Origin of the sequence: Pseudoxanthomonas sp. CCNWLY206-1 (assembly GCF_039710385.1) — a bacterium.
GTDB lineage: Bacteria > Pseudomonadota > Gammaproteobacteria > Xanthomonadales > Xanthomonadaceae > Pseudoxanthomonas_A.
Genome location: NZ_JBDKXI010000001.1, coordinates 286,181 through 312,371, shown reverse-complemented (window position 1 = coordinate 312,371; position 26,191 = coordinate 286,181). Strand labels below are relative to the sequence as shown.

General features: G+C 62.4%; 17 protein-coding genes. 9 read left to right on the top strand and 8 right to left on the bottom strand.

All coding sequences use genetic code 11. The features are described from left to right. The first annotated feature begins 5 nt into the window (after positions 1 to 5). The 8 genes from AADW18_RS01290 to pilH all read left to right on the top strand — a co-directional run bounded on the left by AADW18_RS01290 (position 6) and on the right by pilH (position 9,700). Positions 6 to 848: a GNAT family N-acetyltransferase gene (locus AADW18_RS01290; protein ID WP_337342095.1), complete on the top strand. Its 843-nt coding sequence runs from the start codon at positions 6 to 8 to the stop codon at positions 846 to 848. Between the two features lie 241 nt (positions 849 to 1,089). Further along, on the top strand, positions 1,090 to 3,915 hold the full coding sequence (locus tag AADW18_RS01285) for a 2-oxoglutarate dehydrogenase E1 component (protein ID WP_337341537.1): 2,826 nt from the start codon (positions 1,090 to 1,092) through the stop codon (positions 3,913 to 3,915). A 65-nt stretch (positions 3,916 to 3,980) separates the two neighbouring features. Next, on the top strand, positions 3,981 to 5,195 hold the full coding sequence (gene sucB, locus AADW18_RS01280) for a dihydrolipoyllysine-residue succinyltransferase (protein ID WP_337341536.1): 1,215 nt from the start codon (positions 3,981 to 3,983) through the stop codon (positions 5,193 to 5,195). 141 nt (positions 5,196 to 5,336) lie between these two features. Then, the gene (gene lpdA / locus AADW18_RS01275) at positions 5,337 to 6,773 is read left to right on the top strand and encodes a dihydrolipoyl dehydrogenase (RefSeq protein WP_337341535.1); all 1,437 of its coding nucleotides are present in this window, start codon (positions 5,337 to 5,339) and stop codon (positions 6,771 to 6,773) included. Positions 6,774 to 6,946: 173 nt separating this feature from the next. Further along, on the top strand, positions 6,947 to 7,540 hold the full coding sequence (locus AADW18_RS01270) for a TIGR00730 family Rossman fold protein (protein WP_337341534.1): 594 nt from the start codon (positions 6,947 to 6,949) through the stop codon (positions 7,538 to 7,540). 257 nt (positions 7,541 to 7,797) lie between these two features. Then, positions 7,798 to 8,091 (top strand): GIY-YIG nuclease family protein, encoded by a 294-nt coding sequence (locus AADW18_RS01265; protein ID WP_337341533.1) that lies wholly within the window; start codon positions 7,798 to 7,800, stop codon positions 8,089 to 8,091. 128 nt (positions 8,092 to 8,219) lie between these two features. Then, a complete protein-coding gene (locus tag AADW18_RS01260) occupies positions 8,220 to 9,215 on the top strand; it encodes a YhdH/YhfP family quinone oxidoreductase (RefSeq protein ID WP_337341532.1) in 996 nt (331 codons plus the stop codon). 92 nt (positions 9,216 to 9,307) lie between these two features. Then, positions 9,308 to 9,700 (top strand): twitching motility response regulator PilH, encoded by a 393-nt coding sequence (gene pilH / locus AADW18_RS01255; RefSeq protein ID WP_337341531.1) that lies wholly within the window; start codon positions 9,308 to 9,310, stop codon positions 9,698 to 9,700. A gap of 192 nt (positions 9,701 to 9,892) precedes the next feature. Here pilH and AADW18_RS01250 read toward each other — a convergent pair whose 3' ends face one another. Then, on the bottom strand, positions 9,893 to 10,789 hold the full coding sequence (locus tag AADW18_RS01250) for a DnaJ C-terminal domain-containing protein (RefSeq protein WP_337341530.1): 897 nt from the start codon (positions 10,787 to 10,789) through the stop codon (positions 9,893 to 9,895). Between the two features lie 343 nt (positions 10,790 to 11,132). Beyond that, entirely contained in the window at positions 11,133 to 11,585 is a 453-nt protein-coding gene (locus AADW18_RS01245; RefSeq protein ID WP_337341529.1) for an Hsp20/alpha crystallin family protein, read from the bottom strand. Positions 11,586 to 11,732: 147 nt separating this feature from the next. Here AADW18_RS01245 and AADW18_RS01240 point away from each other — a divergent pair, with 147 nt between their 5' ends. Then, on the top strand, positions 11,733 to 12,212 hold the full coding sequence (locus AADW18_RS01240) for a peroxiredoxin (RefSeq protein ID WP_337341528.1): 480 nt from the start codon (positions 11,733 to 11,735) through the stop codon (positions 12,210 to 12,212). 179 nt (positions 12,213 to 12,391) lie between these two features. Here AADW18_RS01240 and pbpC read toward each other — a convergent pair whose 3' ends face one another. From pbpC to epmA, 6 genes are all read right to left on the bottom strand, one after another. Continuing rightward, positions 12,392 to 14,728 carry a penicillin-binding protein 1C gene (pbpC, locus tag AADW18_RS01235; protein ID WP_337341527.1) on the bottom strand — a complete coding sequence of 779 codons (2,337 nt, stop codon included), beginning with the start codon at positions 14,726 to 14,728 and terminating at the stop codon, positions 12,392 to 12,394. A gap of 152 nt (positions 14,729 to 14,880) precedes the next feature. Next, positions 14,881 to 19,806 carry an alpha-2-macroglobulin gene (locus AADW18_RS01230; protein ID WP_337342094.1) on the bottom strand — a complete coding sequence of 1,642 codons (4,926 nt, stop codon included), beginning with the start codon at positions 19,804 to 19,806 and terminating at the stop codon, positions 14,881 to 14,883. Between the two features lie 270 nt (positions 19,807 to 20,076). Continuing rightward, entirely contained in the window at positions 20,077 to 22,746 is a 2,670-nt protein-coding gene (gyrA, locus tag AADW18_RS01225; protein WP_337341526.1) for a DNA gyrase subunit A, read from the bottom strand. A 301-nt stretch (positions 22,747 to 23,047) separates the two neighbouring features. Beyond that, positions 23,048 to 24,103: an S-methyl-5-thioribose-1-phosphate isomerase gene (gene mtnA, locus AADW18_RS01220; protein WP_337341525.1), complete on the bottom strand. Its 1,056-nt coding sequence runs from the start codon at positions 24,101 to 24,103 to the stop codon at positions 23,048 to 23,050. 72 nt (positions 24,104 to 24,175) lie between these two features. Further along, the gene (locus tag AADW18_RS01215) at positions 24,176 to 24,928 is read right to left on the bottom strand and encodes a DUF3011 domain-containing protein (protein ID WP_337341524.1); all 753 of its coding nucleotides are present in this window, start codon (positions 24,926 to 24,928) and stop codon (positions 24,176 to 24,178) included. A 256-nt stretch (positions 24,929 to 25,184) separates the two neighbouring features. Continuing rightward, complete coding sequence (gene epmA, locus AADW18_RS01210; RefSeq protein ID WP_337341523.1) at positions 25,185 to 26,159, bottom strand: EF-P lysine aminoacylase EpmA; 975 nt, start codon at positions 26,157 to 26,159, stop codon at positions 25,185 to 25,187. Between the last annotated feature and the right edge of the window lie 32 nt (positions 26,160 to 26,191).

Sequence of the window (26,191 nt, the reverse complement as noted above, 5' to 3'; positions counted from 1 at the left end):
GCCACGTGCGCGAAACCGTGTTCGTAAAAGAACAGCAGGTACCCATCGAAGAAGAGTGGGACGCATTGGATCCGCTGTACCATCACGTGATCGCTCGCGACGACGCGGGCCAACCCATCGGCACGGGTCGGTTGACGCCGGAGCGCAAGATCGGCCGCATGGCGGTACTGCGCGACTGGCGCGGACGCGGCGTCGGCGATGCCTTGCTGTCGGCATTGATTGAAGCGGCCCGGCAACAGCAGTGGCCGGAGGTTTCGCTGCACGCGCAAGTCAGCGCGGAAGCGTTCTACTCGCGGCACGGATTCCTGCCCTATGGCGAGCGCTTCTGGGAGGCCGGCATCGAACATCAGTCGATGCGGCGCCGGCTTGGCGGCGCCATGGCCATCGAGCACCAGCACGCCGCCATGTCCATTGCTGTCGCGCTCGTCGCCCAGGCCAGCCGGACCGTCCTTATCTATACGCGTGAACTGGATCCGGGCCTGTTCGATGCTCCTCGTGTACTGGACGCGTTGCGTCGCTTCGGTACCCGCACGCGCGGCGGCGAGGTCCATATCCTGTTGCAGGATGCCACCACGCCGCAGCACACGCTGGCGCCGCTGATCGGCCTGGCACAGCGGCTTCCCAGCGTATTCGCCTTTCGTGAGGTGCGGGATCCGGTGGACCGCGCATACCCTTCCGCTTTCATCGTCAACGACCGCGGCGGCTATTACTTCCGTCCGCTGGGCCATCGTTTCGACGGCGAGGCCGAGTTGGAGAACCCGGGCCGTGCCCGCCAACTGCGTGAGGAGTTCGGCCGCGTTTGGGAACGCTCACGGCATTGCACCGAATACCGCGCGCTCGGACTCTGAGCCACGAAAGCGCCTACCTGAGAACGGCACACCATCACGCTCCTGGGCCTGTTAGCGCACCATGATGGTTCGCCTCCGTCTTTAGTCCAATACGTTTGGGCGCGGCTCCCGGCATGCGGGTATAATTTCGGGCGCTTTCATCTGTCCGTGCGGAACCCTTAAAAAGAACCCCGCCCGAATCAAGCATGCCCATGCAATTCCAAGCTATTCCGACCCCTCCCCATCGCACGCTATCGCCATTGTGGACAATCTCCTGAAGCAGTTTGCGCAATCCTCGCAGCTCAATGGAGGCAATGCCTCCTATGTCGAAGACCTGTATGAGCAATACCTGGTCTCTCCCGATAGCGTTGGTCCCAAATGGAAAGCCTATTTCGACGGCTTCAAGGGCCATGAAGCCGGCGACGTGCCCCATTCGGTCGTTATCCAGCAGATCGCTGAAGCCGCCAAACAGGCGGCCAACAACGGTCATGTGGCCGCGCCGGGCGGCGACGAGCACGGGCGCAATGTCGGCCGGCTGATCACCGCCTATCGTTCGCGCGGCCATCTGAGCGCCAAGCTGGACCCGCTGGGGCTCACCCCGCCGGCCGACCCGCCGGACCTCGGGCTGCCGTTCCATAACCTGTCCGAGCGGGACCTGGACAGCGAGTTCAGCACCGGCGGACTGGCCGGCCAGCCACGCATGAAGCTGCGCGACCTGCTGACGCGGCTCAAGGCGACCTATACCGGCTCCATCGGCGCCGAGTTCATGCACATCTCGCAGGCCGATCAGCGCCAATGGCTGTACCAGCGGCTGGAAGCCGCCGGCGGCAATTACGGCCTGAGCGCCGAAGCCAAGCAGCGCACGCTGGAGCGGCTAACCGCCGCCGAGGGCCTGGAACGCTACCTGCACACCAAATATGTCGGCCAGAAGCGCTTCTCATTGGAAGGCGGCGATTCGCTGATCCCGATGCTGGACGTCATCATTCGCCGCGCAGGCGAAGGGCAGGTCAAGGACATCGTGGTCGGCATGGCCCACCGCGGCCGTCTCAATGTGCTGGTCAATACGCTGGGCAAGAGCCCGCGCAAGCTGTTCGACGAGTTCGAAGGAAAGTTCGAGCACGACAGCCTTGCCCACGCCGGCGACGTCAAATATCACATGGGCTTCTCGGCCGATATCGCCACTCCAGGCGGTCCGGTCCACCTGGCGCTGGCTTTCAACCCCTCGCACCTGGAAATCGTCGACCCTGTGGTCGTCGGCAGTGTGCGCTCCCGCCAGGAGCGCCGCGGCGACACCTCTCGCCAGGCCGTATTGCCCATCATCATGCACGGTGACGCTGCGTTCGCTGGCCAAGGCGTGGTGATGGAGCTGTTCCAGATGTCGCAGGCGCGCGGTTTCGCCGTCGGCGGCACGGTCCACATCGTCATCAACAACCAGATCGGTTTTACCACCAGCGCCCGCGACGACGCCCGCTCCACGCTGTATTGCACCGACGTCGCCAAGATGATCGGCGCGCCCGTACTGCACGTGAACGGCGACGATCCGGAAGCCGTGGTGTTCTGCGCCAACCTGGCCTACGACTTCCGTCAGCAGTTCAAGAAGGACGTGGTCATCGACCTGGTCTGTTACCGGCGCCATGGTCACAACGAGGCCGACGAACCGGCGGCCACCCAGCCTTTGATGTACCAGGCGATTCGCAAGCATCCGACCACCCGTGAGCTGTACGCCGGCCAGTTGGAAGCCGCCGGCGTGGTTCCCGCCGACGGTGGCAAGGCGCTGGTCGATGAGTACCGCGACAAGCTGGACTCCGGCCAATACACCACCGAAGTAGCCAAGCAGAAATCGGACGAACTGGCGATCGACTGGTCCAAATATGTCACCGGCAAGCTCGCCGATCCGGTGGACACCAAGGTCAAGCGCAACGCGCTGGACCAGCTGGCCAAGATCATCACCACGATTCCCGCTGGCGTGACCCTGCACCCCCGCGTGGCCAAGATCTACGACGACCGCGTGAAGATGGCGGCCGGTGAATTGGCGGGCGACTGGGGCTTCGCGGAGAACCTGGCCTACGCCACGCTGCTGGCGGAAGGCCACGGCCTGCGACTGGTCGGGCAGGACGCAGGCCGCGGCACGTTCTTCCATCGCCACGCGATCCTGCACGATCAAAAGACCGACAGCTATTTCCTGCCGCTGCGGCAGTTGGTGGAAAGCCCGGAAACCGCCACCATCATCGACTCGTTGCTCAGCGAAGAAGCGGTGATGGCGTTCGAGTATGGTTTTTCCACCACCGATCCCAACACGCTGTGCATCTGGGAAGCGCAATTCGGCGACTTCGCCAATGGCGCGCAAGTGGTGATCGATCAGTTCATCGCCGCTGGCGAAGCCAAGTGGGGCCGCATCAGCGGGTTGACCCTGCTGCTGCCGCACGGCTACGAAGGCCAGGGTCCGGAACACAGCTCCGCACGCCTGGAGCGCTTCCTGCAGATGTGCGCACTGGAAAACATGCTGGTCTGCGTGCCGACCACGCCCGCTCAGTGTTTTCACATGCTACGCCGGCAGATGCGCATGACCACGCGTAAACCGCTGGTGGTGATGACGCCCAAGTCGCTGCTGCGCCACAAGCTGGCGGTTTCCAGCCTGGACGAACTGGCCAATGGCGAATTCCAGCACCTGATTCCGGATGCCAGCGCGGATCCGAAGAAGGTCAAGCGCGTGGTGGCGTGCTCGGGCAAGGTCTATTACGACCTGCTGGAGGACCAGCAGAAACGCGGCCAGGATGATGCCGCCATCGTACGCATCGAACAGCTGTATCCGTTCCCGCGCGAGATGCTGGCAACCGAATTGAAGCGCTTTGCAAACGCCAAGGAAGTGGTGTGGTGCCAGGAAGAACCGCAGAATCAGGGCGCGTGGTACCAGATTCGTCACCACCTCAACGCCTGCCTCGCGGACAAACAAGTGCTGCATTACGCCGGCCGCCCACGCTCGCCCTCGCCTGCTGCGGGCCATTTCGCCGAGCACGTCGAAGAACAGCTGAAGCTGGTCGCCGACGCGTTGGTGAATAAGTTGGGCAGCGACAACGTCGCCGAGTAGACACCAGTTCCAAACCGCAATCCGACCTTTACCCGATAACAACAAACACCAGGACGCCCTCTCCAATGGCCACCGAAGTCAAAGTTCCGGTTCTTCCCGAATCCGTTTCCGATGCCACCATCGCCAGCTGGCACAAAAAAGCCGGCGACGCGGTCAAGCGCGACGAGAATCTGGTCGACCTGGAAACCGACAAGGTCGTACTGGAAGTACCCTCGCCCGTCGACGGTGTGCTGAAGGAAATCAAGTTCGCGGAAGGCGCCACAGTGACTAGCCAGCAGTTGCTGGCCATCATCGAAGAAGGGGCTACCGCCGCTGCCGCTCCTGCCGCCGAAGCACCCAAGGCTGAAGCCGCGAAAGCCGAGGCGCCCAAGGCCGCCGAAGCTCCCAAGGCCGCTGCCGCTGCCGCTCCTGCGCCTGCCTCCAAGGGCGCGGACGAACTGCCGCCAGGTGCGCGCTTCACCGCGGCAACCCAGGGTATCGATCCTTCGCAGGTGGAAGGCACCGGACGCCGCGGCGCGGTCACCAAGGAAGACTTGGTCAACTACGCCAGCGGCAAGACCGCCGGTGTGTCTGGCGGCGCCCGTCCGGAAGAGCGCGTGCCGATGACCCGCATCCGTACGCGTATCGCCGAACGCCTGATGCAGTCCAAGAATTCCATCGCCATGCTCACCTCGTTCAACGAGGTCAACCTGGGCAAGGTCATGGCGATGCGCAAGGAATTGGGTGAGTCCTTCGAAAAGGCCAACGGCATCAAGCTGGGTTTCATGAGCTTCTTCGCCAAGGCGGCCGCCAACGCGTTGCAGCGCTACCCGGTGGTCAACGCTTCGGTCGACGGCAACGACATCATCTATCACGGCTACGCCGACATCTCGATTGCGGTATCCACCGAAAAAGGCCTGGTCACGCCGGTGCTGCGCAATGTCGAGCGCCAGAGCTTCGCCGACATCGAAAAAGGCATCGCCGAATACGCCAAGAAAGCGCGCGACGGCAAGCTGAGCCTGGAAGACCTGCAGGGCGGCACCTTCACCATCACCAACGGCGGCACCTTCGGCTCGTTGATGTCCACGCCCATCGTGAACCCGCCGCAAAGCGCCATCCTGGGCATGCACGCCATCAAGGAGCGCCCGATCGTCGAGAACGGGCAGGTCATTGCCGCGCCGATGATGTACATCGCGCTGTCTTACGACCACCGCATCATCGATGGCAAGGACGCGGTGCTGTTCCTGGTCGACATCAAGAATCAGCTGGAAAATCCGCATCGCATGCTGCTCGGGATGTAAATAGCCAGCGGTGTGAACAGCCAAGGGAGCGCGCTTCGCGCTCAATGGCAAAGGTAAAGGCGCGCGTTTCTTCACCTTTCTCTTTGCCATTTACCTGCAGCCACCAGGCCGCGGACCAAATAGACAAGGAAACCAGATTCCATGAGCGAACAATTCGACGTCGTCGTCATCGGAGCCGGCCCTGCCGGCTATCACGCCGCCATCCGTGCCGCGCAGCTGGGGCTGAAGACCGCCTGCATCGATGCCGCGCTGGGCAAGGACGGCAAACCAGCGCTGGGCGGCACCTGCCTACGCGTGGGCTGCGTGCCGTCGAAGGCGCTGCTGGACAGCTCGCGCCAGTTCTACAACCTGCAACATTTGTTCGGTGACCACGGCATCACCACCAAGGACGCCAAGATCGACGTCGCCACCATGATCGGCCGCAAGGACAAGATCGTGAAGCAGTTCACCGGCGGCATCGCGATGCTGTTCAAGGCCAACAAGATCACGCCGTTCTACGGTTTTGGCCAGCTGCAGCCGGGCAACATCGTCAAGGTCAAGCAACACGACGGCAGCGAAGTCGAACTCAAGGGCACGAACGTGGTGATCGCTGCCGGTTCTGATTCCATCGAACTGCCATTCGCGAAATTCGACAACGAGTACATCGTCGACAACGTCGGCGCACTGGATTTCACCGCCGTGCCCAAGCGCCTGGCGGTAATCGGCGCGGGCGTGATCGGCCTGGAGCTGGGCAGCGTATGGAAGCGCCTGGGCGCCGAAGTCACCATCCTGGAAGCCCTGCCCGATTTCCTGGCGGCTGCCGATGCCGAAGTGGCCAAGACCGCCGCCAAGGAATTCAAGAAACAAGGGCTGGACATCCGTCTGGGCGCCAAGGTCAGCAAGACCGAAATCAAAGGCAAGGGCAAGACCAAGGAAGTCGAAGTTAGCTATAGCGACGCCGAAGGCGAGAAGACCATCGTGGTCGACAAGCTGCTGGTTGCCGTGGGCCGCAAGGCAGCGACCAAGGGCCTGCTGGCCGATGGCACCGGAGTGAAAGTCAACGAACGCGGCCAGATCGAAGTGGATGAGCATTGCCATACCGGCGTGAATGGCGTGTGGGCGGTCGGCGACTGCGTGCGCGGCCCGATGCTGGCGCACAAGGGTTTCGAGGAAGGCATCGCCGTCGCTGAATTGATCGCCGGCCTGCCCGGGCACGTCAACCTGGATACCGTGCCGTGGGTGATCTACACCGAGCCGGAAATCGCCTGGGTCGGCAAGACCGAACAACAGCTCAAGGCCGAAGGTACGCCGTACAAAACCGGTAGCTTCCCATTCGCCGCGGTGGCACGTGCGGTGGCAATGGGCGAGCCCGCCGGCTTCGTAAAGGTCATCGCGCATGCGGAAACCGATCGCGTGCTGGGCTTGCACCTGGTTGGCGTGGGTGTGTCGGAGTTGGTCCACGAAGGCGTGCTGGCGATGGAGTTCAATGGCTCCGCCGACGACCTGGCTCGCATCTGCCATGCGCACCCGACGCTATCCGAAGCCATCCACGATGCCGCGATGGCAGTGGATAAACGCGCAATACATAAGGCGAATTGAGGGTCGGGAATGGGGAAACGAGAATAGGGAATCGGAAAGCGTTTTCCTGCTCGTCCTCATCCCCCGTGCGAGCGCCGGCCTTAGTGCCGGCGTTTTCGTTTCTCTGCTTGCTCTTTACCATTCCCCATTCCCCATTCCCCATTCCCATTCCCCATTCCCCATTCCCGGCCCCCATGAAATCCATCTGCGTCTACTGCGGCTCCAACGCCGGCAACAAACCCGCTTACACCGAACGAGCGATCGCCCTGGGTGATCGCATCGCGAAGGAAGGCCTGCAGTTGGTCTATGGCGGTGGCAATGTAGGTCTGATGGGTATCGTGGCCGATGCCGTGCTGCAAGCCGGCGGTGAAGTGATCGGCGTCATCCCGGAACAGCTCGTCGGCTGGGAGGTCGCGCATCGCGGCCTGACGCGGCTGGAAGTCGTGGCCAATATGCATGAGCGCAAGATGCGCATGTTCGATCTGGCCGATGGCTTCGTCGCCCTGCCCGGCGGCTTCGGCACATTGGACGAAATGTTCGAAATGCTGACCTGGCGCCAGCTGGGCATCGGCGGCAAGCCTTGTGCATTCCTGGATGTGGAGGGTTTCTATACGCCACTGATCAGCATGATCGACCGCATGGTCGAGGAACGTTTCCTGCACGCCGATCAACGGAACGACCTGTGGCACGGCGAAGACATCGATGCATTGATGCAATGGATGAAGGATTACGAGCCTGCGCAGGCTTCGAAGTGGATTGATGAGAAGCGGCGGAAGTCGCTGCGTTGAGTGCTGGTGCTGGCTTTTTTGAATGAAATGAGATTCCGAGGCTGAGTCGCTGGGTCCCGGCGTCCGCCGGGATGACGAGGTCATTTCTTCTGTGCATTATTAGCGCGCATGAACGAAACACTCTGCTTGTAGATCAACCACTCAAAAAATGATGCCGTCATCCCGGCGAACGCCGGGACCCAGCGACTTGATGTTTGAATCGCGATCGATACAACAGCAACACAAAATCATTGGAAGCAACCCGGCCGGAGCGCCCTATGCAGGAACGGATTCCCTGCGTCTATATTCTCGCAAGCGGCCGCAACGGCACTCTGTATATCGGCGTCACGTCCGATCTACCCGCACGTATATGGCAGCACAAGAACTACCAAGTCGCTGGCTTCACTCAGCGCTACCGGGTGCATACGCTAGTCTGGTATGAAATACATGGCTGCATGGAATCCGCCATCGCACGCGAAAAGGCGCTGAAAGAATGGAAGCGTGCCTGGAAGATCGGTCTGATTGAAGACGCCAATCCATACTGGCGCGACTTATATCAAGATATCCTGTAGCTGCTCCGCTACCGGGCGTTTTTTTTTGGCGAATCCGGATTAAAACGAATCGCTTTGCATTTGCAGCCAGTAACGGCAAGAATCCAAGCCGCTGGGTCCCGGCATTCGCCGGGATGACGGATAGACAAATGACCGTGCTTGATTCCTTCACCGCCTTCCGCATCCACAACGACGCCAACGGTTACCGCAGCGGCACCGAATCAGTTGCGCTGGATGACTTGAATCCTGGCGAAGTCGTGATCAAGACCACCTACTCATCGGTCAACTTCAAGGATGCGTTGGCGGGTACCGGTGAAGGCAAGATCCTGCGCCGTTTTCCGCTGGTCGGCGGCATCGATGCGGCGGGGCATGTGGTGGCGTCGACAGACCCGAAATTCCGGGAGGGCGACGCCGTGCTGGTCACCGGTTGCGGGCTCAGCGAGACGCGTGATGGCGGCTACGCCGAATATGCGCGGCTGGAGGCCAAGTGGGTCATTCCCCTTCCAACCGGGCTCACGTTGCGTGAAAGCATGATCCTGGGCACTGCCGGCTTCACTGCGGCATTGGCGCTCTACCGGCTAAGGGACAATCGACAGACGCCCGAACTAGGCCCGCTCGCGGTTACCGGCGCCACGGGCGGCGTGGGGTCCTTGGCGGTAGACATCTTCAGCCGGGCGGGGTTCGAAGTGCACGCCATCAGCGGCAAACCTGAAAACAGCGGGTACCTGAAGTCGATCGGGGCCAGCGAAGTGCTGGGCCGTGAAGTCCTGGCGACCACGCGACCGATGGAGTCGATGCGGTTCGGTGGCGGGCTGGACAATGTAGGCGGTCCGATGCTGACCAGCCTGCTGGCGCAGACTGCCCCCTATGGCAATGTCGCCACCGCCGGTCTAGCGGCGAGCCATGAACTGGATGCCACGGTCATGCCGTTCATCATCCGCGGCGTGTCGTTGGTCGGTATTGCGTCCGCCGGAACGGCCCGTGATATCCGGGACGATATCTGGCGGCATTTGGCCGACGACTGGAAACCTGTTCATTTGGACACCATTTGCACGCGAGAAATTGATCTGAATGGGCTTCCGGAGGTCTTTAAAGCCATGCTGGCGGGTCATTCCTTCGGCCGGACGGTGGTCAAAACAGGATAAAAGCCGGTTCAGCCGCTTCTGACGTACCTACCCCCATTTCTGTTGTGTCAATCTCGCTCTACAATCGGCGCGGGGACAACTTGGGGAACTCCATGGCAAGAATTTTGATCGTCGACGATTCACCCTCGCAGTTGCTGGGTATCCAGCGCATCGTCGAAAAACTGGGGCATGAATCCCTGACCGCCGAGGACGGCGCCGCTGGCGTGGAAGTTGCCAAGCGTGAACTGCCCGACATGGTATTGATGGACGTGGTCATGCCCAATCTCAATGGCTTCCAGGCGACGCGCACACTGAGCCGGGAAGCTACTACGAAGCACATCCCGGTCATCCTGGTGACGACCAAGGACCAGGACACCGACCGCATGTGGGGACTGCGGCAAGGTGCCAAGGCCTATCTGACCAAACCATTCTCGGAAGACGAATTGGCGGAAGTCATCGAGCGCGTCTTCAATGCGCGGGAATTGCCGTCGCCGCCTGCGGCGTAATTTTCCCTTATTGGTTTTCGTCAAACAAAAAAGCAGGCCAAGGCCTGCTTTTTTTTGTCCATCCGCATGAACGCCCTACCGTAGGAGCGCCGTCCCGGCGCGAGCTCTTCGCTTCTATCGCGATCTGACAGGAAGAGCTCGCGCCGGGACGGCGCTTCTACGGAATCTGCGGTATCGGCTGTCGCCGAAGCATCAGGAAGCCTTTTCGCCAAACGCCTTGGCCAGGTCGCGGTACGCCTGGCGCTGATCTTCGCTGCTCGCTCGTGGCGCGGTGACTTCCAGTTCAATGATCTGGTCGCCCGCAGGCGTGCCTGGCAACCCTCTACCCCGCAGCCGCAACTTACGGCCGGAATCGGAATCCGCAGGGATCTTCACGTCCACCGGTCCGCCCAGGGTCGGTACGCTCAGGGTCGCACCCATTGCGGCCTGCCACGGCGTCACAGGCAGCACGAAGATGATGTTGCGTCCGTCCACCTCGAACTGCGGGTGCGCCGCATACTCGACCTCCAGCAGCAGACTACCGCCACTGGTGCCCTGCCCGGCCAGCCGGATCACCTGACCTGGCTTGATGCCCTTCGGCACCTTGATGTCCAACTGCTTGCCGTTGACGTTCACGCGCACGTTGTCGCCGTCGTAGATCGTCTGCAACGGCACCGCCAGCTTTGCGTGCGAATCGCGTGGCGATTGCGGTCCACGTGCTTGTGCGCCGTCGGCGCGTGCGCGCCGGCCGAACAACCCTTCGAAGAAGTCGCTGAATCCACCATTGTTGCCGGCTCCGGCACTGCCGAAGACTTCTTCGAAATCGAACCCCTGCCCGCCGTACCCGCCTTGGCCGAAATCGGGCGGAGGACGGAATTCTTCGCCGGGGCGGTAACCGCGTGCGCGTAATTGATCGTAGGCGGCACGTTTTTGCGGATCGCGCAGCGCCTCGTAAGCTTCGTTGACGGCTTTGAACTGCTCTTCGGCGCCGGTTTCCTTGCTGACATCAGGATGGTACTTGCGCGCCAGCCGCCGGTATGCCGTTTTGATCTCGGCATCGCCCGCGGTGGGCTCGACGCCCAGGACTGCGTAGTAATCCTTGAATTGCATAAAACTCCACTGCTGATCGAATTCGGGAAGATCGTGCCGCGACCTTCGCGGGAATAGCCGCGGGGGCGGAAGCCAGGACTGATTCTAGGGCCTGCCGGCAATCCGCGCAGTTTATATGCGCCACCATCGTGGAAAAATGCAGCTCAGCATCCGCCGCTCCGGTACGCAGTTCAGCCCGCGCGGCCATTATCCAAGCGTCGCCGTGGCCATATACATTCCGGCCGTCCTGAAAAAATCCAAGAACCATGTAGGAGCGCCGTCCCGGCGCGAGCGTTTGCTTTATCGCAACCTGGTGGGAAGAGCTCGCGGCGGGACGCCGCTCCTACAGGAAGAAGAACGGCGCTTACTGCACTTGAATACGGCGCGGGGTGGTTTCCGGCTTCTTGGGGATATCGATCTGCAAAACGCCGTGCTTGCCAGTGGCGGTAATGCCATCCGGATTGGCGCTGTCCGGCAGCGCGAAGCGGCGATAGAACATGCCATGCGCGCGTTCCACTCGCGAATAGCGTCCGTTCTCGTTCTTTTTATCCGACTGGCGCTCGCCGCGCAAAGTAAGAATGCCTTTGTCCATATGGATTTCGATGTCTTTCGGATCCACACCGGGAATGTCGGCAAGAATCACGAAGCGATCACCATCCTCGCGAATATCCACGCGCGGGACCCACTGACTGGTGACGACATTGGACTGATCGCCTTCATCGCCAAGAAAACGGTCGAACACCTGCTTGATTTCATCCTGCAAGCCACGCGGATTGGACCAAGCGCGCGACCAGGGGTTGTACTGCACACTGCTCATACGAGGTTCTCCTTCCGGATGCGCACCGGTCCATCCGGGCGCGATAGCCGGAAAATAAGTATGTCTCGCGGCATTTCAAGGCCGTCACGCCCACGCTGTCCTGGGGGCGGTAAACTCCGTTCAGCTGATAAATAAAGGAATGCCCGCATGACGATCCAGATTGGCGACCAGGTACCCGAAGTGATCCTGAAGCGCATCCGCGAAGGCGTCGAAACCATCGATACCCGCGCTTTGTTCGATGGCCGCAAGGCGGTACTGTTCGCCGTACCCGGCGCATTCACGCCGACCTGTTCGGAAAAGCACCTGCCCAGTTTCGTGGAGCATTTCGACGATTTCCGCAAGCGCGGCATCGAAGTGTTCTGCGTGTCGGTCAACGATCCCTTCGTGATGCAGGCCTGGGGCAAGTCGCAGAACATTCCCGACGGGCTGGAAATGCTGGCGGACGGCAACGCGGAATTCGTCCGGGCGCTCGGCCTGGAGATGGATGCCAGCGCCTACGGTATGGGGATTCGTGCCAGGCGCTTCGCCATGTATGTGGAAGACGGCATAGTGCGCAATCTGTTCGTCGAAGCACCGGGTGAATACAAGGTTTCGTCGGCCGAGCACGTACTGGAACAGATCGGCTGATTGTCTCTTGCTCTCAGTTTCAAGCTCTCGGCTTTGGCTCTCGTAGAGCTTGCTCCGCTGCTTTCAGTTGCACGCATACGGAACGAAGAGCAGCGGAGCAAGCTCCGCTCTACGAGAAGCACAAAGAGAAGCACGAAGAGCAGCGGAGCAAGCTCCGCTCTACGAAGGGCGGCCCCAAATCAACGCAATACATTGAACCGGATGCGCGTCCAGGCACCGCTATCGGCCAACGCCGTCAGCGTGTGCGTACCGGTTTCGTCGAAGTCGCGTGTAAACGTGCGGGCGCCTTGGGTTTCCGCGATCCACTTGCCATCCAGCAACCACTGAATGCGGGCATCTGTTCCCAGCGCACGCAGCTGCAGGCGTGCGCCGCGAGGGCTGCCAGGCGCACGAGCGATGGTTGCCCGATCATTCAGACCTTCGATACGAAGCTCCTCCACCGCATCGCGGCCATCGGCAACACAGCCTGGTGAAAGCGGCGGCAGCCGCGATGCGCGGCGCACTTCCTGCGACAGCCAGGGCGAAGCCAAAGCTGGCCAGCGTGCGATTTCACCGGCTTTTATTTCATGCGTAGCGGTGCATTCGGCGGACAGGCGCAGGCCGGTTTTCGCGTCCATCTGGAAACGCTCGCGGCCAGCATTCCATAGCCGTGCGTCGCGTTCGGCGAACGTCGGCGGAACCGCACCGCCCAGTGTCCAGGCCTGCATCCGGCGTTGGCATAGCTGCGGCGCTTCCGGCTCCGGCGGCACACCCAGCGGCCAGCAGATCTCGGTCTGCGCCACGCTGGCCGGCGGCGGGCGCGGCACTGCGTCGCCGCGCGTACGCGGCAGGCTGTCGATCACTCCGAACATCAACGGCAACGCAGTGACGGCGCCGTATTGGCCGGGCAAGGGCGTGCCATCCGGGCGTCCTACCCATACGCCGACGGTGTAACGCTGGGTGCCGCCAACTGCCCATGCATCGCGAAACCCGTAGCTGGTGCCGGTTTTCCAGGCCACACGCGGACGGCGCCCCGTGTCGAATGCACCCATGCCGTAGCCGGGCCGCGGATTGGCTTCCAACATCTCGCGCACGATCCAAGCCGCGCCGGGCGACAGCAAGCGCCGGTCCAGTGGAGGGTCCGCGGCCGTGTACCGCACTCGCCCTGAAAGGCCGTCGCGGTTGAATGCCGCGAACGCACCCACCAGGTCTTCCAGGCGTGCCCCGGTGCCACCCAGGATGAGGGACAAATTCGGCTGGGCGCCGCGTGGATATTTCAGCGCCAGACCATTGTTCGCCAACCGCGCGGAGAAGCGCCCGGGCCCTACCCGATCCAGCAAGTCCACCGCCGGCACGTTCAGCGACAGGCGCAGCGCCTCCGCTGCGCCAATGGGCCCATTGAATGCAGCATCGAAATTGCCTGGCCGATAGCCGCCAAACGATTGCGGCGCATCGATCAGCAGGCTTTCCGAATGAATCAGCCCATCGTCCAACGCCAAACCATAGAGGAATGGCTTCAAGGTAGAGCCCGGCGAGCGCCATGCTCGCACCATGTCCACATGGCCCAGCCGGGCTTTGTCGCCAAAGGCAACGGAACCGACATAGGCGCGCGCTTCCATGCTCGTGTTATCCACGACGAGCAAGGCGGCCGACGTGCGCTCCGGCAGGGTAGAAAAATAGGCGGAAACACGATCCTCCAATGTGCGTTGCAGCTCGGGATCAATCGTCGATTCGATCCGTGCCTCGCGCGGCTGCGCCTGGCGCAATCGTTCCGCCAACAGCGCTGCCTGCAACGGCGGCTGTAGCGAGCGCGCCACGACCGGTTCGATGCGGGCTTCGCGCACGTCCTGTTCGACCCACACGCCGAGTTTCGCCATTCGCGCCAACACTTTGTCGCGCGCGGCCTGGGCCGCTTCTGGGTGCCGATCCGGACGCAAGCGGCTGGGCGATTGCGGCAGCACCGCCAGCAGCGCCGCTTCAGCCTGCGACAGCTGCGATGCCGGCTTGCCCAGGTACGCCCAACTGGCTGCCTCCACGCCTTCGATGGTGCCGCCAAAGGGGGCGCGCTCCAGATAGAGCGTCAGGATCTCGCGCTTGGACAGGTGCGCTTCCAGTTGCAGCGCACGCAGCAACTGTTTGGCCTTGCCCCATGGCGTGCGCGAATGCCGGTCGAGGATGCGCGCCACCTGCATGGTCAATGTCGACCCGCCAGAGACAATGCGTCCACGCCGGATCCATTGCCCGCCAGCACGCAGCAACGCCCACGGATTTACGCCTGGATGTTTCCAGAACCAGCGGTCTTCATAAGTCAGCAGCGCCTGCAAGTAGAGCGGCGATATGTCGTCCAGCGACGCCGGATAACGCCATACGCCATCGCGATCCGCGAATGCCCGGAGTGGCGTGCCGTCGCGTGCCACTACCAAGGTGCTGGTGTCGCGTGCCTTGGGTAGTGGCGGGGGAAATGTGAAATCCAGCGCAAGCAGCGTCAGCAGCAGGGCGACGGTGGTCCAGCGCAGCCAGGTTTGGATGCGTGGCATCGCTTTCCTCCTCCCACCGGGAGAAGGTGTCGCGAAGCGACGGATGAGGGAATGGAGGTTCCGTGCCACGTATGTCTAATGTGCGCTGAAAGTCCGCGCCCTCATCCGCCCTCCGGGCACCTTCTCCCAGCGGGAGAAGGGAAGCTTTCTCCTCACGGCTGCACCACCGTAATCGTCGCCGGCGTCGACTTGCCCACGCCGCGAATCTCCGGCCGGTACATATCCTCCACCAAGGGCGGCGGCACGGTGTAGGTTCCCGGTGTTACCGCGCGCACGAGATAGAACACCTTGGCGGTGCTGCCTTCGCTCAACTTCAATGCCGCCACGTAGCGATCGTCGCGGTACTCCTCGTGCTTGACGTCGGCGGCGCTGGAACGGTCAGTGATCTCGATGCCGTCCACCACCACGTCAGCCCATTGCTTGGCGTCGCCCAGGTTGAAGTTCTCGATCTCAAGTCCCGCTGGCAACAGATCGGTGAACAGCGCATCAGGCATGTTGACGTCGGGGGTGATGCCGACGCGGACGATCAGCGCCTCGCCTTCCTTCAACGTTCCGCCGGTCCACTCCTTGCCATCGGTGGTGTAGTAGCGACGCTCTATGCCGACTTGGCGGTTATCCGGCGCCGGTGCCGTGCGCGGTATTCCGCTGATTTCCATACTGGCGAACAACGGCGGCGCACCTTCCGGCACGAAACGCACGCCTTGCGAGAGCGCCGCATAGTCGAAACCGCGACCGAAGAGCTTGGTTGCAGCGATCGTTTCGCTATCGCCGCCGACGCTCCACTGCCCGGAAACCAACTTGCTCTGGTCCACCATCAGCGCTTTGCCCAGCCGCGCCAGCGCGACCTGCTCCTGCGTGCTCAGCCACAACCACCCGCTGTTGCGGCGAGCGTCCAGCTCACGGCCCAGCGCCACGGAACGAGCGTCGTATTCCGGTTTGGCCAGCTTGCGCTCGTGCACCAGTGCGATCATCAGCGCGTCATCGCGCAAGCGGGTGCCGTAGTCACCCAGGTACTCCGACCGCTCGCCGGTCTTGGCGAATCCGGCCGCGATCGCCTTGGCGCCGCGCTGCTTGTCGCCCTGTAGCGACAGTGCGATACCCAGATGCACCAACGGCAGCGCCGTGAGGCTCTTGCCGCGCTGGTTGTCGTACAGCGCGCGCAGCGTGCCCAGCGGAGCACGATTGACACGGGCCAGCACGTAGCCGGCATAAGCCTGGTTGGCGAACTTGAGGTGTTCGCGACGGTCATAGCCATAGAACTGTGCACCGCCGGCCAGCAGATCTTCGCTGAGCCGTGTCAGCGCCTTCTGCAACACGGCATCCGGTACGGCGAAGCCCGCCTCGCGCGCGTCCAGCAGGAACTCGGCGATGTACGGCGTCAAACTGGGATTGACGTAGTCGTCGTCGCCCCACATCGAAAAGTGGCCGCTGGAAATCTGCATCGATGCCAGCCGACCAAACGCGCCTTCCATGCGTTCGCGTCGCTGTTTCGCATCGAGTCCGGTCACGCCCAGCGTCTTGGCCGTTGCCTCGTCCAATTCCAGCGCCGCATAGCCTTTGCTGGTGGTCTGCTCGGCACAGCCATACGGATATTCCAGTGCGCCTTTCAGCGCGCTGGCGAAGGGGATCGGCGGCATGGCGCTGACCGTCATGCGTGCATTCACCGAACCCGTCATCAGACCATCGGCGAACCCCGCCCCCAACTCGATGGGCGAAAGGCTATCCAGCACTCGGGTTTGCGCACGCAGTACCGCCGGCCAAGCCGCGCGCACCGGCAGATCGTAACGACGATCCACCTTGAATCCGCCGCCATCGACACGCACCCGCACCTTGGCGGTGGTGTAGCCCTCGCCCGCCGTGATTGGAAAACTGAGCGTAGTCTTTTCGCCCGCCGCTAGCTTGGCGGTGCGTGCAGCATCGGCGATCGAAAGCGGACCTTCGCCGTCCACCCGCACTTTGAATTCACCGGGCTTGCCGGTGAAGTTCTGCACGTCCAGCGTCACCATGCTCTTGTCGCCCGGCGCCAGCACGCGCGGCATGCTGGCTTCGGCCACGATGGGCGCGCGGACCAGCGTTTCGCGGTCGCGGTTGCCGTAGCGCTGATCCGAATAAACCACCGCCGAAACCCGTAAGGTGCCGTTGAAATCAGGGACCTTCAGCGGAATACGCGCATTGCCTTTGCCGTCCAGCTTGACCGCGCCGGAGAACAGATCCACCGTCTGCACGCGCGACGTCGGCCGCTTCGCCTGCGGCAACGCACTGAGCGCCATATCGCCGCCAAAGCGGATCTTCGCGCTTCCGCCTTCGAAGCTCTCAATGACGCGACCGTAGATGTCGTAAGCATCCACACCCAATCGCCGCTGTGCGAAGAAATGCGCGTTGGCATCCGGCACCGGAAAACGGGTGATGTTGAGAATGCCCACATCGACGGCCGAAACGGTGACGTGGGCTTCCTTGCCCGCGAGTTCCGGCACGCTGACCGTCACCGGCAGGTTCTGCTCAGGTCGCATCTGTTGCGGAACAGATAAACCGACCGCCACGCGTCGCGCTTTGCGGTCCATCGGCACATACGCCACACCCACCGCGCGCGCCGGCGTTATCTTGCTGGGCACCGAGCCACCGCGGAATACCAGCGCGGTGACATAGATGTCGTGGCGTTCCCAGTCCTTGGTGACCGGGATCGAGAATGTGCTGCCCGGCTTGCCGTCGCCCCCGCTTACCTCGATGTCCTGCACATATAGCATGCGGTCGCTTTCGACCATCAGCAGCCCACGGCCCGCGTGTGGCGGCGTCACCGTCACCTTCAACGTATCGCCCGCCTTGTAGGCCGTCTTGTCCAGCGACAACTTGACCTTGTCGGGGCGTGCGTCGAGTCCGCGGTTCTGGTCGTCCCAGCTCCAACCGGCATGGAACGGATAACGTGTCGTCAGTCCGGTGGCCGGGTCGAAAACATCCAGTCGATACTCGCCCCACTCCACCGGATAATCGAACTTTGCCGCTGTGGCGCCCACGTCGAGGGTTTTTACTTCCAGGTTCTCGAAGCGGCGGGTGAAGTCGTAGTCCCAACCGTCGTCGCCGTGGTTCCAATGATAGTCGCGATGCTCGCGCACCAGCGTGACCTTGATGCCCTTGCCGGGTTGCGGCTTTCCGTCGGCATTCACGCGTACCAGTTCGAAACCAGCGTTGCTGTTGGCATCCGCACCATCTTCGTCGTCGAACAGCGGGCGCACGCCGACCAGTGCATCGGCCGGCCACAGGACGCGCTTCAGCGTGCGGTTGACGGTACGTCCGCCGGTTTCGTAGACGCTGCCGGAAACCACGGCTGCAATCGTGCTGACGGGTTTGGCTTCAGCCGGTAGCGCAATGTCCTCGCTGTAGCGGCCTTTATCGTCGAAGCTGGCATCGATGATGTCCTTGGCTTCCTTCGGCAGTGTCAACGTCGGATCGCCAAAGAAATAACCGGGCAGTTGCTCCAACGGATGCTGCTCCACTTCAACCGCGAGCTTGGCGGTGAAGCGATTGCCCGTTGCCGGCGCACCGTAGAGATAAGCCGCCACCGCTTCCAGCTTGAACGGCTCGCCCGGCTTCAGCACCTTCTGCGGAGTCTCCAGATCGAGCTTCATCCGCTCGGGCAGGAATTCTTCAATGCGCAGGGTCATGCCTTGCACCGCGTCCTTGCTGGCTGGGTCGGTGCGGAATTCCACCTGCCAACGACCGGTAGGTGCTTCCTGCGGGATGACTTGCTCGAACGCGAAATAGCCTTGGCTACCCGGCTCGATGCGGGTTTCGCGGAACGTCTTTCCGTCTGGTTGCTTCAGCCGCAGGAAGATGGGCTGCGGCTTGATCGGCTTACCGTCGTTGTCGCGCAACAACGCGGAGATGCGCACGGTTTCGCCCGGACGATACAGATCACGCCCAGACCAGGCGAATACATCGAACCAGGCCTGACCGCGCCCGGCAACCGCGAATTCGGAAAGGTCCAGCGCGGGCTGGTTGAACGGCAATAGCGTTACATCCTTGCTGTGCCTGGCGACCAGCACATCGGTGGCGTCCAGCTCATAGTTGAGCATCGCGTTGCCGTTGCTGTCGGTCTTGCCCGTCAGGAACGTCTCACCCGTTTCATCCAGGATGCGCAATTCCACGCCGCCGACGGATTCGCCGCTCTGCAGCGAGGCCGTGTGCACGAACAGCTTGTCCTTGTAGGCGCGCGTATGCAGGCCAATGTCGCTGACGGTAAAGAAGGCCGTTTCGAAATCGCCGGAGAACTTGCCGGTGCGCTTCATCACCGCGAAGTACAGGCCGGGCTCCTGCAGTTCGGCCACTTCCTGTACCGGCAGATAGGTCAGCAGGCGCTCGTTCGGTTTGCCGCCCAACACGAAACGGTTGACGTAGACAGGTTCGGCCAGTTCCGACAACGGCGTGTTGTCGCCGTACTCGCTGTCCAGGTCCCAACTGCCGCGGCGCCCGCCGCGCTGATACTCGGAGAAAAATCGCGGCAAGGATTTTTCGGTGACGCGCAGGAACTCGACATCCACTTCCTTCACGTTGATCGACACCACCGGCAGGCCGCGGCTTTCGCGAGCGGGTAGCACGCTGCCTTGCGAGGCGAATCCGACCGCTGGTTCCAGTTCGCCGGTGTGGACTTTCTGGGTCAGCTCCTTGCCCAGCCGGCTACCCTCGGCCGCCAGCAGATCGGCGCGCACCAGCACGTTGTAGTCCTTGGCCGCTTCCACCGAAGGGAAGCGGAGGATCCGGCCTTTGTCGTCCAGTACCCAGCTGCCTTTCACCACGGCGCCGTTGGGGTCGGTGACCGCCAGCAGGCGATCGAAATCTTGCGAACTGACCAATGGCTGGCTGAATTCCAGCGCGATCGCCAGGTTGCCATCGTGCTGATCGGGATAGGCGCTGACCAGCGCGAAACCCTTGATCTCTTCGCGCACCGTGCGGACCGGTTCGCCGGTGACTTCCGGTAGTTGGCCGGTGTCGTTGCGTTTGCATCCGCCCAGCGTCAGCAATACCAGAGCTGCTAGAAAAAACGCGCTAGCTCGAAAGCTGCGCGCATTGGTGGAGGCCATCATCTGCGGTACCGATCCCATGTGCATTTCCCTGCTCCGGTTCTGTCGGCAGTATAGAACGGAGAATGGGTGGGTTTGGGGTCAGTGGGATGCGCAATGCTTGGTTGTGGGAGCGACGTAAGTCGCGACGAACGGCCATGTACCTTCGATAGCCACAATGGTCTCTGTCGCGACTTACGTCGCTCCCACGAGGACAGATTCTCGGGATTCATAACCCCATAAACAAAAAACCCCCGGATGTCCGGGGGTTCTTTAGTGCGTCCAACCGACGCGTCAGGCTTGCGGCTGCGGTTCGATGGGCGCTACGGGCAGCGCTTCATCGCCCTCTTCATCACCCTCCAGCGATGCGTCCAGGCGTTCCACCGCCTGCAACGTCTCACCTTCGGACAGCCGGATCAGGGTCACGCCCTGGGTGTTGCGGCCCACTTGTGAAATGCCTGCGGCGCTGGTGCGCACCAAGGTGCCGCCGTCGGAGATCAGCAGGACTTCATGGTGGTCAGACAACTGGATGGCGCCCACCAGCTTGCCGTTGCGCACGGTGGTCTTCAGTGCGATGACACCGCGAGTGCCGCGGCCCTTGCGTGGATATTCGGCGACAGACGTGCGCTTGCCATAGCCACGCTCGCTGGCGGTCAGGATGTCGCCGTCGCCATCGACGACCACCAGGCTGACCACTTCCGAACCTTCCTCGTGAACTACGGGGACCGCACCTTCTTCGCCCACATCGCTCTCGTCGGGCTCGGCTTCGCTATCGGTGCCCGCCACCAGACGCATGCCGCGCACGCCCGTGGCCGTGCGGCCCATCGGCCGCACCGACGATTCGGAGAAACGCACTGCGCGACCATTGGAAGCGAACAGCATGATGTCGCGTTCGCCGTCGGTCATGGCCACGCCCACCAGCGCATCGCCCTCATCCAGGTTGATGGCGATCTTGCCGCGCGCCAGCTTGAACGCGAACTCAGTCAACGGCGTTTTCTTGACCGTGCCGTTTTGCGTGGCGAAGAACACGTAGCGGCCTTCTTCGTACTCGCGCACCGGCAGCACGGCCTGTACCTTCTCGCCGGCTTCCAGCGGGATCCAGTTGATGATGGGACGGCCGCGGGCGTTGGAACCGGCCTCCGGCAACTGGTGCACGGGCAACCAGAACACCTTGCCACTGCTGGTGAAGGTCAACAGCGTGTCGTGCGTGTTGACCAGCCACAGCTGGTCGATGAAATCCTCTTCCTTGGTCGCCGCCGCACTGCGGCCACGACCGCCACGACGTTGCGCACGGTAGGCGCTGGCCGGCTGGCGCTTGGCATAACCGGCATGCGACAGCGTCACCACCACGTCTTCCGGCGCGATCAGGTCCAGGATGTCCAGGTCTTCTTCGCTCGGGCGGATCTCGCTGCGGCGGGCGTCGCCGAATTCGGCTTTGACGTTCAGCAGCTCATCGCGGATCACCTGCAACAGCACGTCCGGGTTTTCCAGGATGCGGATCAGGCCGGCGATGGTGTCCAGCAGTTCCTTGTATTCCTCGGTCAGCTTTTCCTGCTCCAGCCCGGTCAGGCGGTGCAGGCGCATCTCCAGGATCTGGGTGGCCTGCGCCTCGGTCAGCTGGTACATGCCATCGAGGAAACCGACGCCGTTGGGCAGGTCTTCCGGACGCGAAGCTTCAGCGCCGGCGGCGGCGAGCAGCGTGCCCACCAGACCGGGCTCCCAGGTCTTGGCCAGCATGCGCTCGCGCGCTTCCTGCGGATTGGCCGACGTCTTGATCAGTTCGATCATTTCGTCGATGTTGGCCAACGCGACGGTCAGGCCTTCCAGGATATGGGCGCGGGCGCGGGCTTTGCGCAGTTCGAAAATGGTGCGGCGGGTGACGACTTCGCGGCGGTGGCGGACGAAGGCTTCCAGCATCTGCTTCAGATTGAGCAGCTGCGGGCGGCCGTCGACCAGCGCCACCATGTTGATGCCGAACACCGATTCCATCGGCGTCTGCTGGTACAGATTGTTCAAGACCACTTCGGCGGATTCGCCGCGCTTGATCTCGATGTAGATGCGCATGCCGTCCTTGTCGGATTCGTCGCGCAGCTCGCTGATGCCTTCCAGCTTCTTTTCCTTGACCAACTCGGCGATCTTCTCGATCAACCGCGCCTTGTTCACCTGGTACGGAATCTCGGTGACGATGATCGACTCGCGGCCGTTGTCGTCATTGACCTCGATGTCGGCCTTGGCGCGCATACGTACGCGGCCGCGGCCGGTGCGGTAGCCGGCGACGATGCCCGCGGTGCCGTTGATGATACCGGCAGTGGGAAAATCCGGGCCCGGGATGTATTCCATCAACGCATCGATGTCGATCGACGGATCTTCGATCAGCGCGATCAGACCGTCGATGACTTCCGACAGGTTGTGCGGCGGGATGTTGGTGGCCATGCCGACCGCGATACCGGCCGAGCCATTGACCAGCAGGTTCGGGAACCGGGTCGGCATGACCGTGGGTTCCTGTTCCTTCTCGTCGTAGTTGGGCTGGAAATCGACGGTTTCCTTGTCGATGTCAGCCATCAGTTCGTGGGTGAGGCGCGCCATGCGCGCTTCGGTGTAACGCATGGCCGCAGCGCTGTCGCCGTCCACGGAGCCGAAGTTGCCTTGGCCATCGACCAGCAGGTAGCGCAACGAGAAGGGCTGCGCCATGCGCACCAGCGTGTCGTATACCGACTGGTCGCCGTGCGGGTGGTACTTACCGATCACGTCACCGACGATACGGGCCGACTTGTAGTAAGGCTTGTTGCTGTGAGCGCCGAGTTCGTGCATGGCGAACAGGACGCGGCGATGCACGGGCTTGAGGCCATCGCGGACATCCGGGAGTGCGCGGCCCACGATCACGCTCATGGCGTAATCGAGATAGCTCCGGCGCATCTCGTCTTCGAGGTTGACGGGGATGATTTCCTTGGCGAGATCTGCCATTCGGTTTCCGTTGCTCTGTCAGTTCTTCGGCCAAAAGCCGGGCTGCCGAAGTACTGTCGGCGGACCGGAATTCGGTGGGATTTTCAACCTCGGAATGATACCACAGACGGGCATTGAAATGGCCCCTGAGCGCTTCCAGAAACAAGCACTTACCGCTGCTGAGGCGGCGCTGGCCGATACGCGTGTCGCCCCTTTTTACTTTCCGCGGTGATTCCACGTAGAGCGGAGCTTGCTCCGCTGCTTTCGGACCCGGAATCACAATGAAAAGCAGCCGAGCAAGCTCGGCTCTACAAGTCGGGAATCAGCCGAATGCGGCCCGCATGCGCTCGGTGTTGGGGTGCTCTATCACGCCTTTCTCGGTGACGATGGCATCGATCAGTTCCGCTGGCGTCACGTCGAACACCGGGTTCCAGGCGACGATGCCTTCGGCCACGGTACGTACCCCGCCTACGCCGAACATCTCGCCCGGGTCGCGTTCTTCGATTTCGATGGTTTCGCCATTGGGCGTTGCCATGTCCACGGTCGAAGACGGCGCCACCACCATGAACTTGACGCCGTGGTGGCGCGCGGACAGGGCCAACTGGTAGGTGCCGATCTTGTTGGCGGTGTCGCCATTGGCGCAGATGCGGTCCGCACCTACCACCACCCATTTCACTGCGCCCGTCTTCATCAGATGGGCGGCGGCGGAATCGGCGATAAGCGTCGCCGGAATGCCGTCCTGCTGCAATTCCCAGGCAGTCAGGCGGGCACCCTGCAACCAGGGACGTGTTTCGCCCGCGAACACTTTGCCGATGCGCTCCTGCGCCACGCCGGCGCGGATCACGCCCAGCGCGGTACCGAACCCTGCGGTCGCCAGCGACCCGGTATTGCAGTGGGTCAGCACACCGCTGCCGGGTTCGATCAGCGCTGCGCCCAATGCGCCCATGCGCCGGTTGGCGGCCAAATCTTCTTCGGCGATGGCCAAGGCTTCCAGTTCCAACGAACCGCGCCAGTCATTGCCGGCGGTCTTCAACGCCGCACGCATCCGGGCCAGCGCCCAGGCCAGGTTGACGGCGGTTGGACGGGCCGCGTTGAGCCGCTGCAGCGCAGGTTCCAACTTTTCCAACGCTTCGGCCGGGGTCGCCGCCATGACTTCGCGCGCAGCCAGTACCACGCCCCATGCGGCGGCGATGCCGATCGCCGGCGCGCCACGCACGGCCAGACTATGGATGGCGTCGGCTACTTCGTCGCTGGTCGTGCAGGTCAGGTACTCGACCGTGAAAGGCAGCTTGCGCTGGTCGAGCAGTTCCAGCGCGGCGCCAGTCCAGCGAATGGGACGAATGCGATCGTAACGGGCGTAATCGAAGGTTTCGTTCATGCCGCCATTGTACCGGGCGCCCGCGAATCTTCGTGTTACCGCTAAGTTTGTACGGACCCTCCTAGCGCTTCGTCACCAAGCGCGGAATTCGGCACGGCAGCCTTCCGTGACCCATACACCCCGACGATCCTGCCCCCACGTGCGGCCTTCGATACACGGCGTGCGCGAGACTTGGCGCACCAGGCTGACGCGACGAGCATTGACCTCGCAATAGTGGGTGCGGCGGTCGTTGGAGTCGCAGCGGAATACCTGCCCATGGCCGCCGTCATGATCGCTGCCCCAGCCGCCATCCCAGCCTCCTCCACCCCAGCCGCCGCCGCGACCACCGACTTCGAACTCGGCCCGGCAACCACCGGCCACCCAGATCGCGCCGCGTTCGCGCCCCCAGTTGTGGCCTTCCACGCAGCGGGTCTTGGAGATCTGGCGCACCAGCCGCACGTGACCGCCGCGCGGGATGGCGCACGTGCGATGGCGCCCATCGTTGGAGTCGCAACGCACGATCTGCGCACCGCCGCCACCGCCGTTCCAGCCACCGCCGCCGCCCGTGCGGAATTCAGCCCGGCACCCATGACTGACCCACACACCATTGCGGTCATAGCCCCAATTGCGGCCTTCCACGCAATGCGTCTTGGAAAGTCCGCGTATCAACTCGACCCCACCACGCGTATCTACAGTGCAATGGCGATAGCGGTTGTCCTGCGATTCGCAGCGGAAGGTTTGACCACCGCCGCCGTAATAGCCGTCGTAATTCTGAGGCGCTGCCATCGCGTGGTCGGTAGCGGCCAAGCCCACGACGATGGAACACAAAGCGATCAACCCACGCATGGCATCACCTTCATTTCTTCGGTTGCGAATGAATCTACCGAGCGATCATGAACGTGAATACAAGAAATCGTTTTCGGCGATGGCGGGTTCCGTAACCGTTTTGCTTTCGGTCAGAAACCTGCGCACGGGGTCCGCCGCCAGCGACGGCAGCGGCTCGTGGCGGAGCAGAATGAAATGATCCGTGAGCTTGAAAGCACCACACCCGAGCTGCCCGCAAACCGCAGCAGAGCTCGATCAGGTTCTCAGATAGAAGTTATCAGGCCCGGGCGAAATCGAACGCCAATACATCGCCGATCCGATCGCTGTTCAACATCGCCATCAGCAGGCGATCAACGCCCAGCGCCACGCCGGCGCAGCGAGGAAAGCCGTTCGCCAACGCAGACAAAAGGCGGCTATCGACGGCGGGCGATTCCAACCCACGTTGAGCGCGAAGTTCGACATCGCGTCGGAAGCGGTCGCCCTGTTCCTCCGCGTCGGCCAGTTCGTGATAGCCGTTGGCCAGTTCCAACGGGCCCAGGTAAAGCTCGAACCGTTCGGCGACAGGTACATCATCTTGGCGAATACGTGCCAGCGCGCATTGCGAAGCGGGATAGTCGTATACCGCCAGCAACCGGTCCGGCGCGAACGCCGGTTGCAGACGGTGCGTCATCAGCAGGTCCAGCCAGTCGTCGCGCGTCAGGCCTTCCGGATCGATGCGTACATCGCCAACTGCGGCGCGCAACGAATCGATGTCGGCCAACATAGGATCCAGCCCCAGTTGCTGCCGATAAAGATCGCGGTAAGCGATCTTCTCCACCGTCATGTCCGCGCCTCGTCCCACCAGCGCCAGCGCATCGCGCAGCAGCGCCACGCATTCGTCGATCAGGCGCTGATGGTCCCAGCCGACGCGGTACCACTCAAGCATGGTGAACTCGGGATTATGTCGGCCGCCGGCTTCGCCATCGCGGAATACTCGGCCTAGTTCGTAGCAATCGCCGATGCCTGCAGCCACCAGCCGCTTGAGCGGGAACTCAGGCGACGTACGCAGCCAACGCTGGCGCGGACCGGCATCCACATGCCCGCCGAATTCCAACGAGAACGACGCGATATTGGGATCGGTATTGCCGGCCTGCGACAGGATGGGTGTTTCCACTTCCAACACATCGCGTTTGGCGAAGAAATCGCGGATCACCACATTGAGCTGCGCGCGCAGGCGGATGGCTTCGAAGGGCGCCGACGGCCGCCAGGTCATCACGGTACTTCCTTGCAGGAGCGATGTAAGTC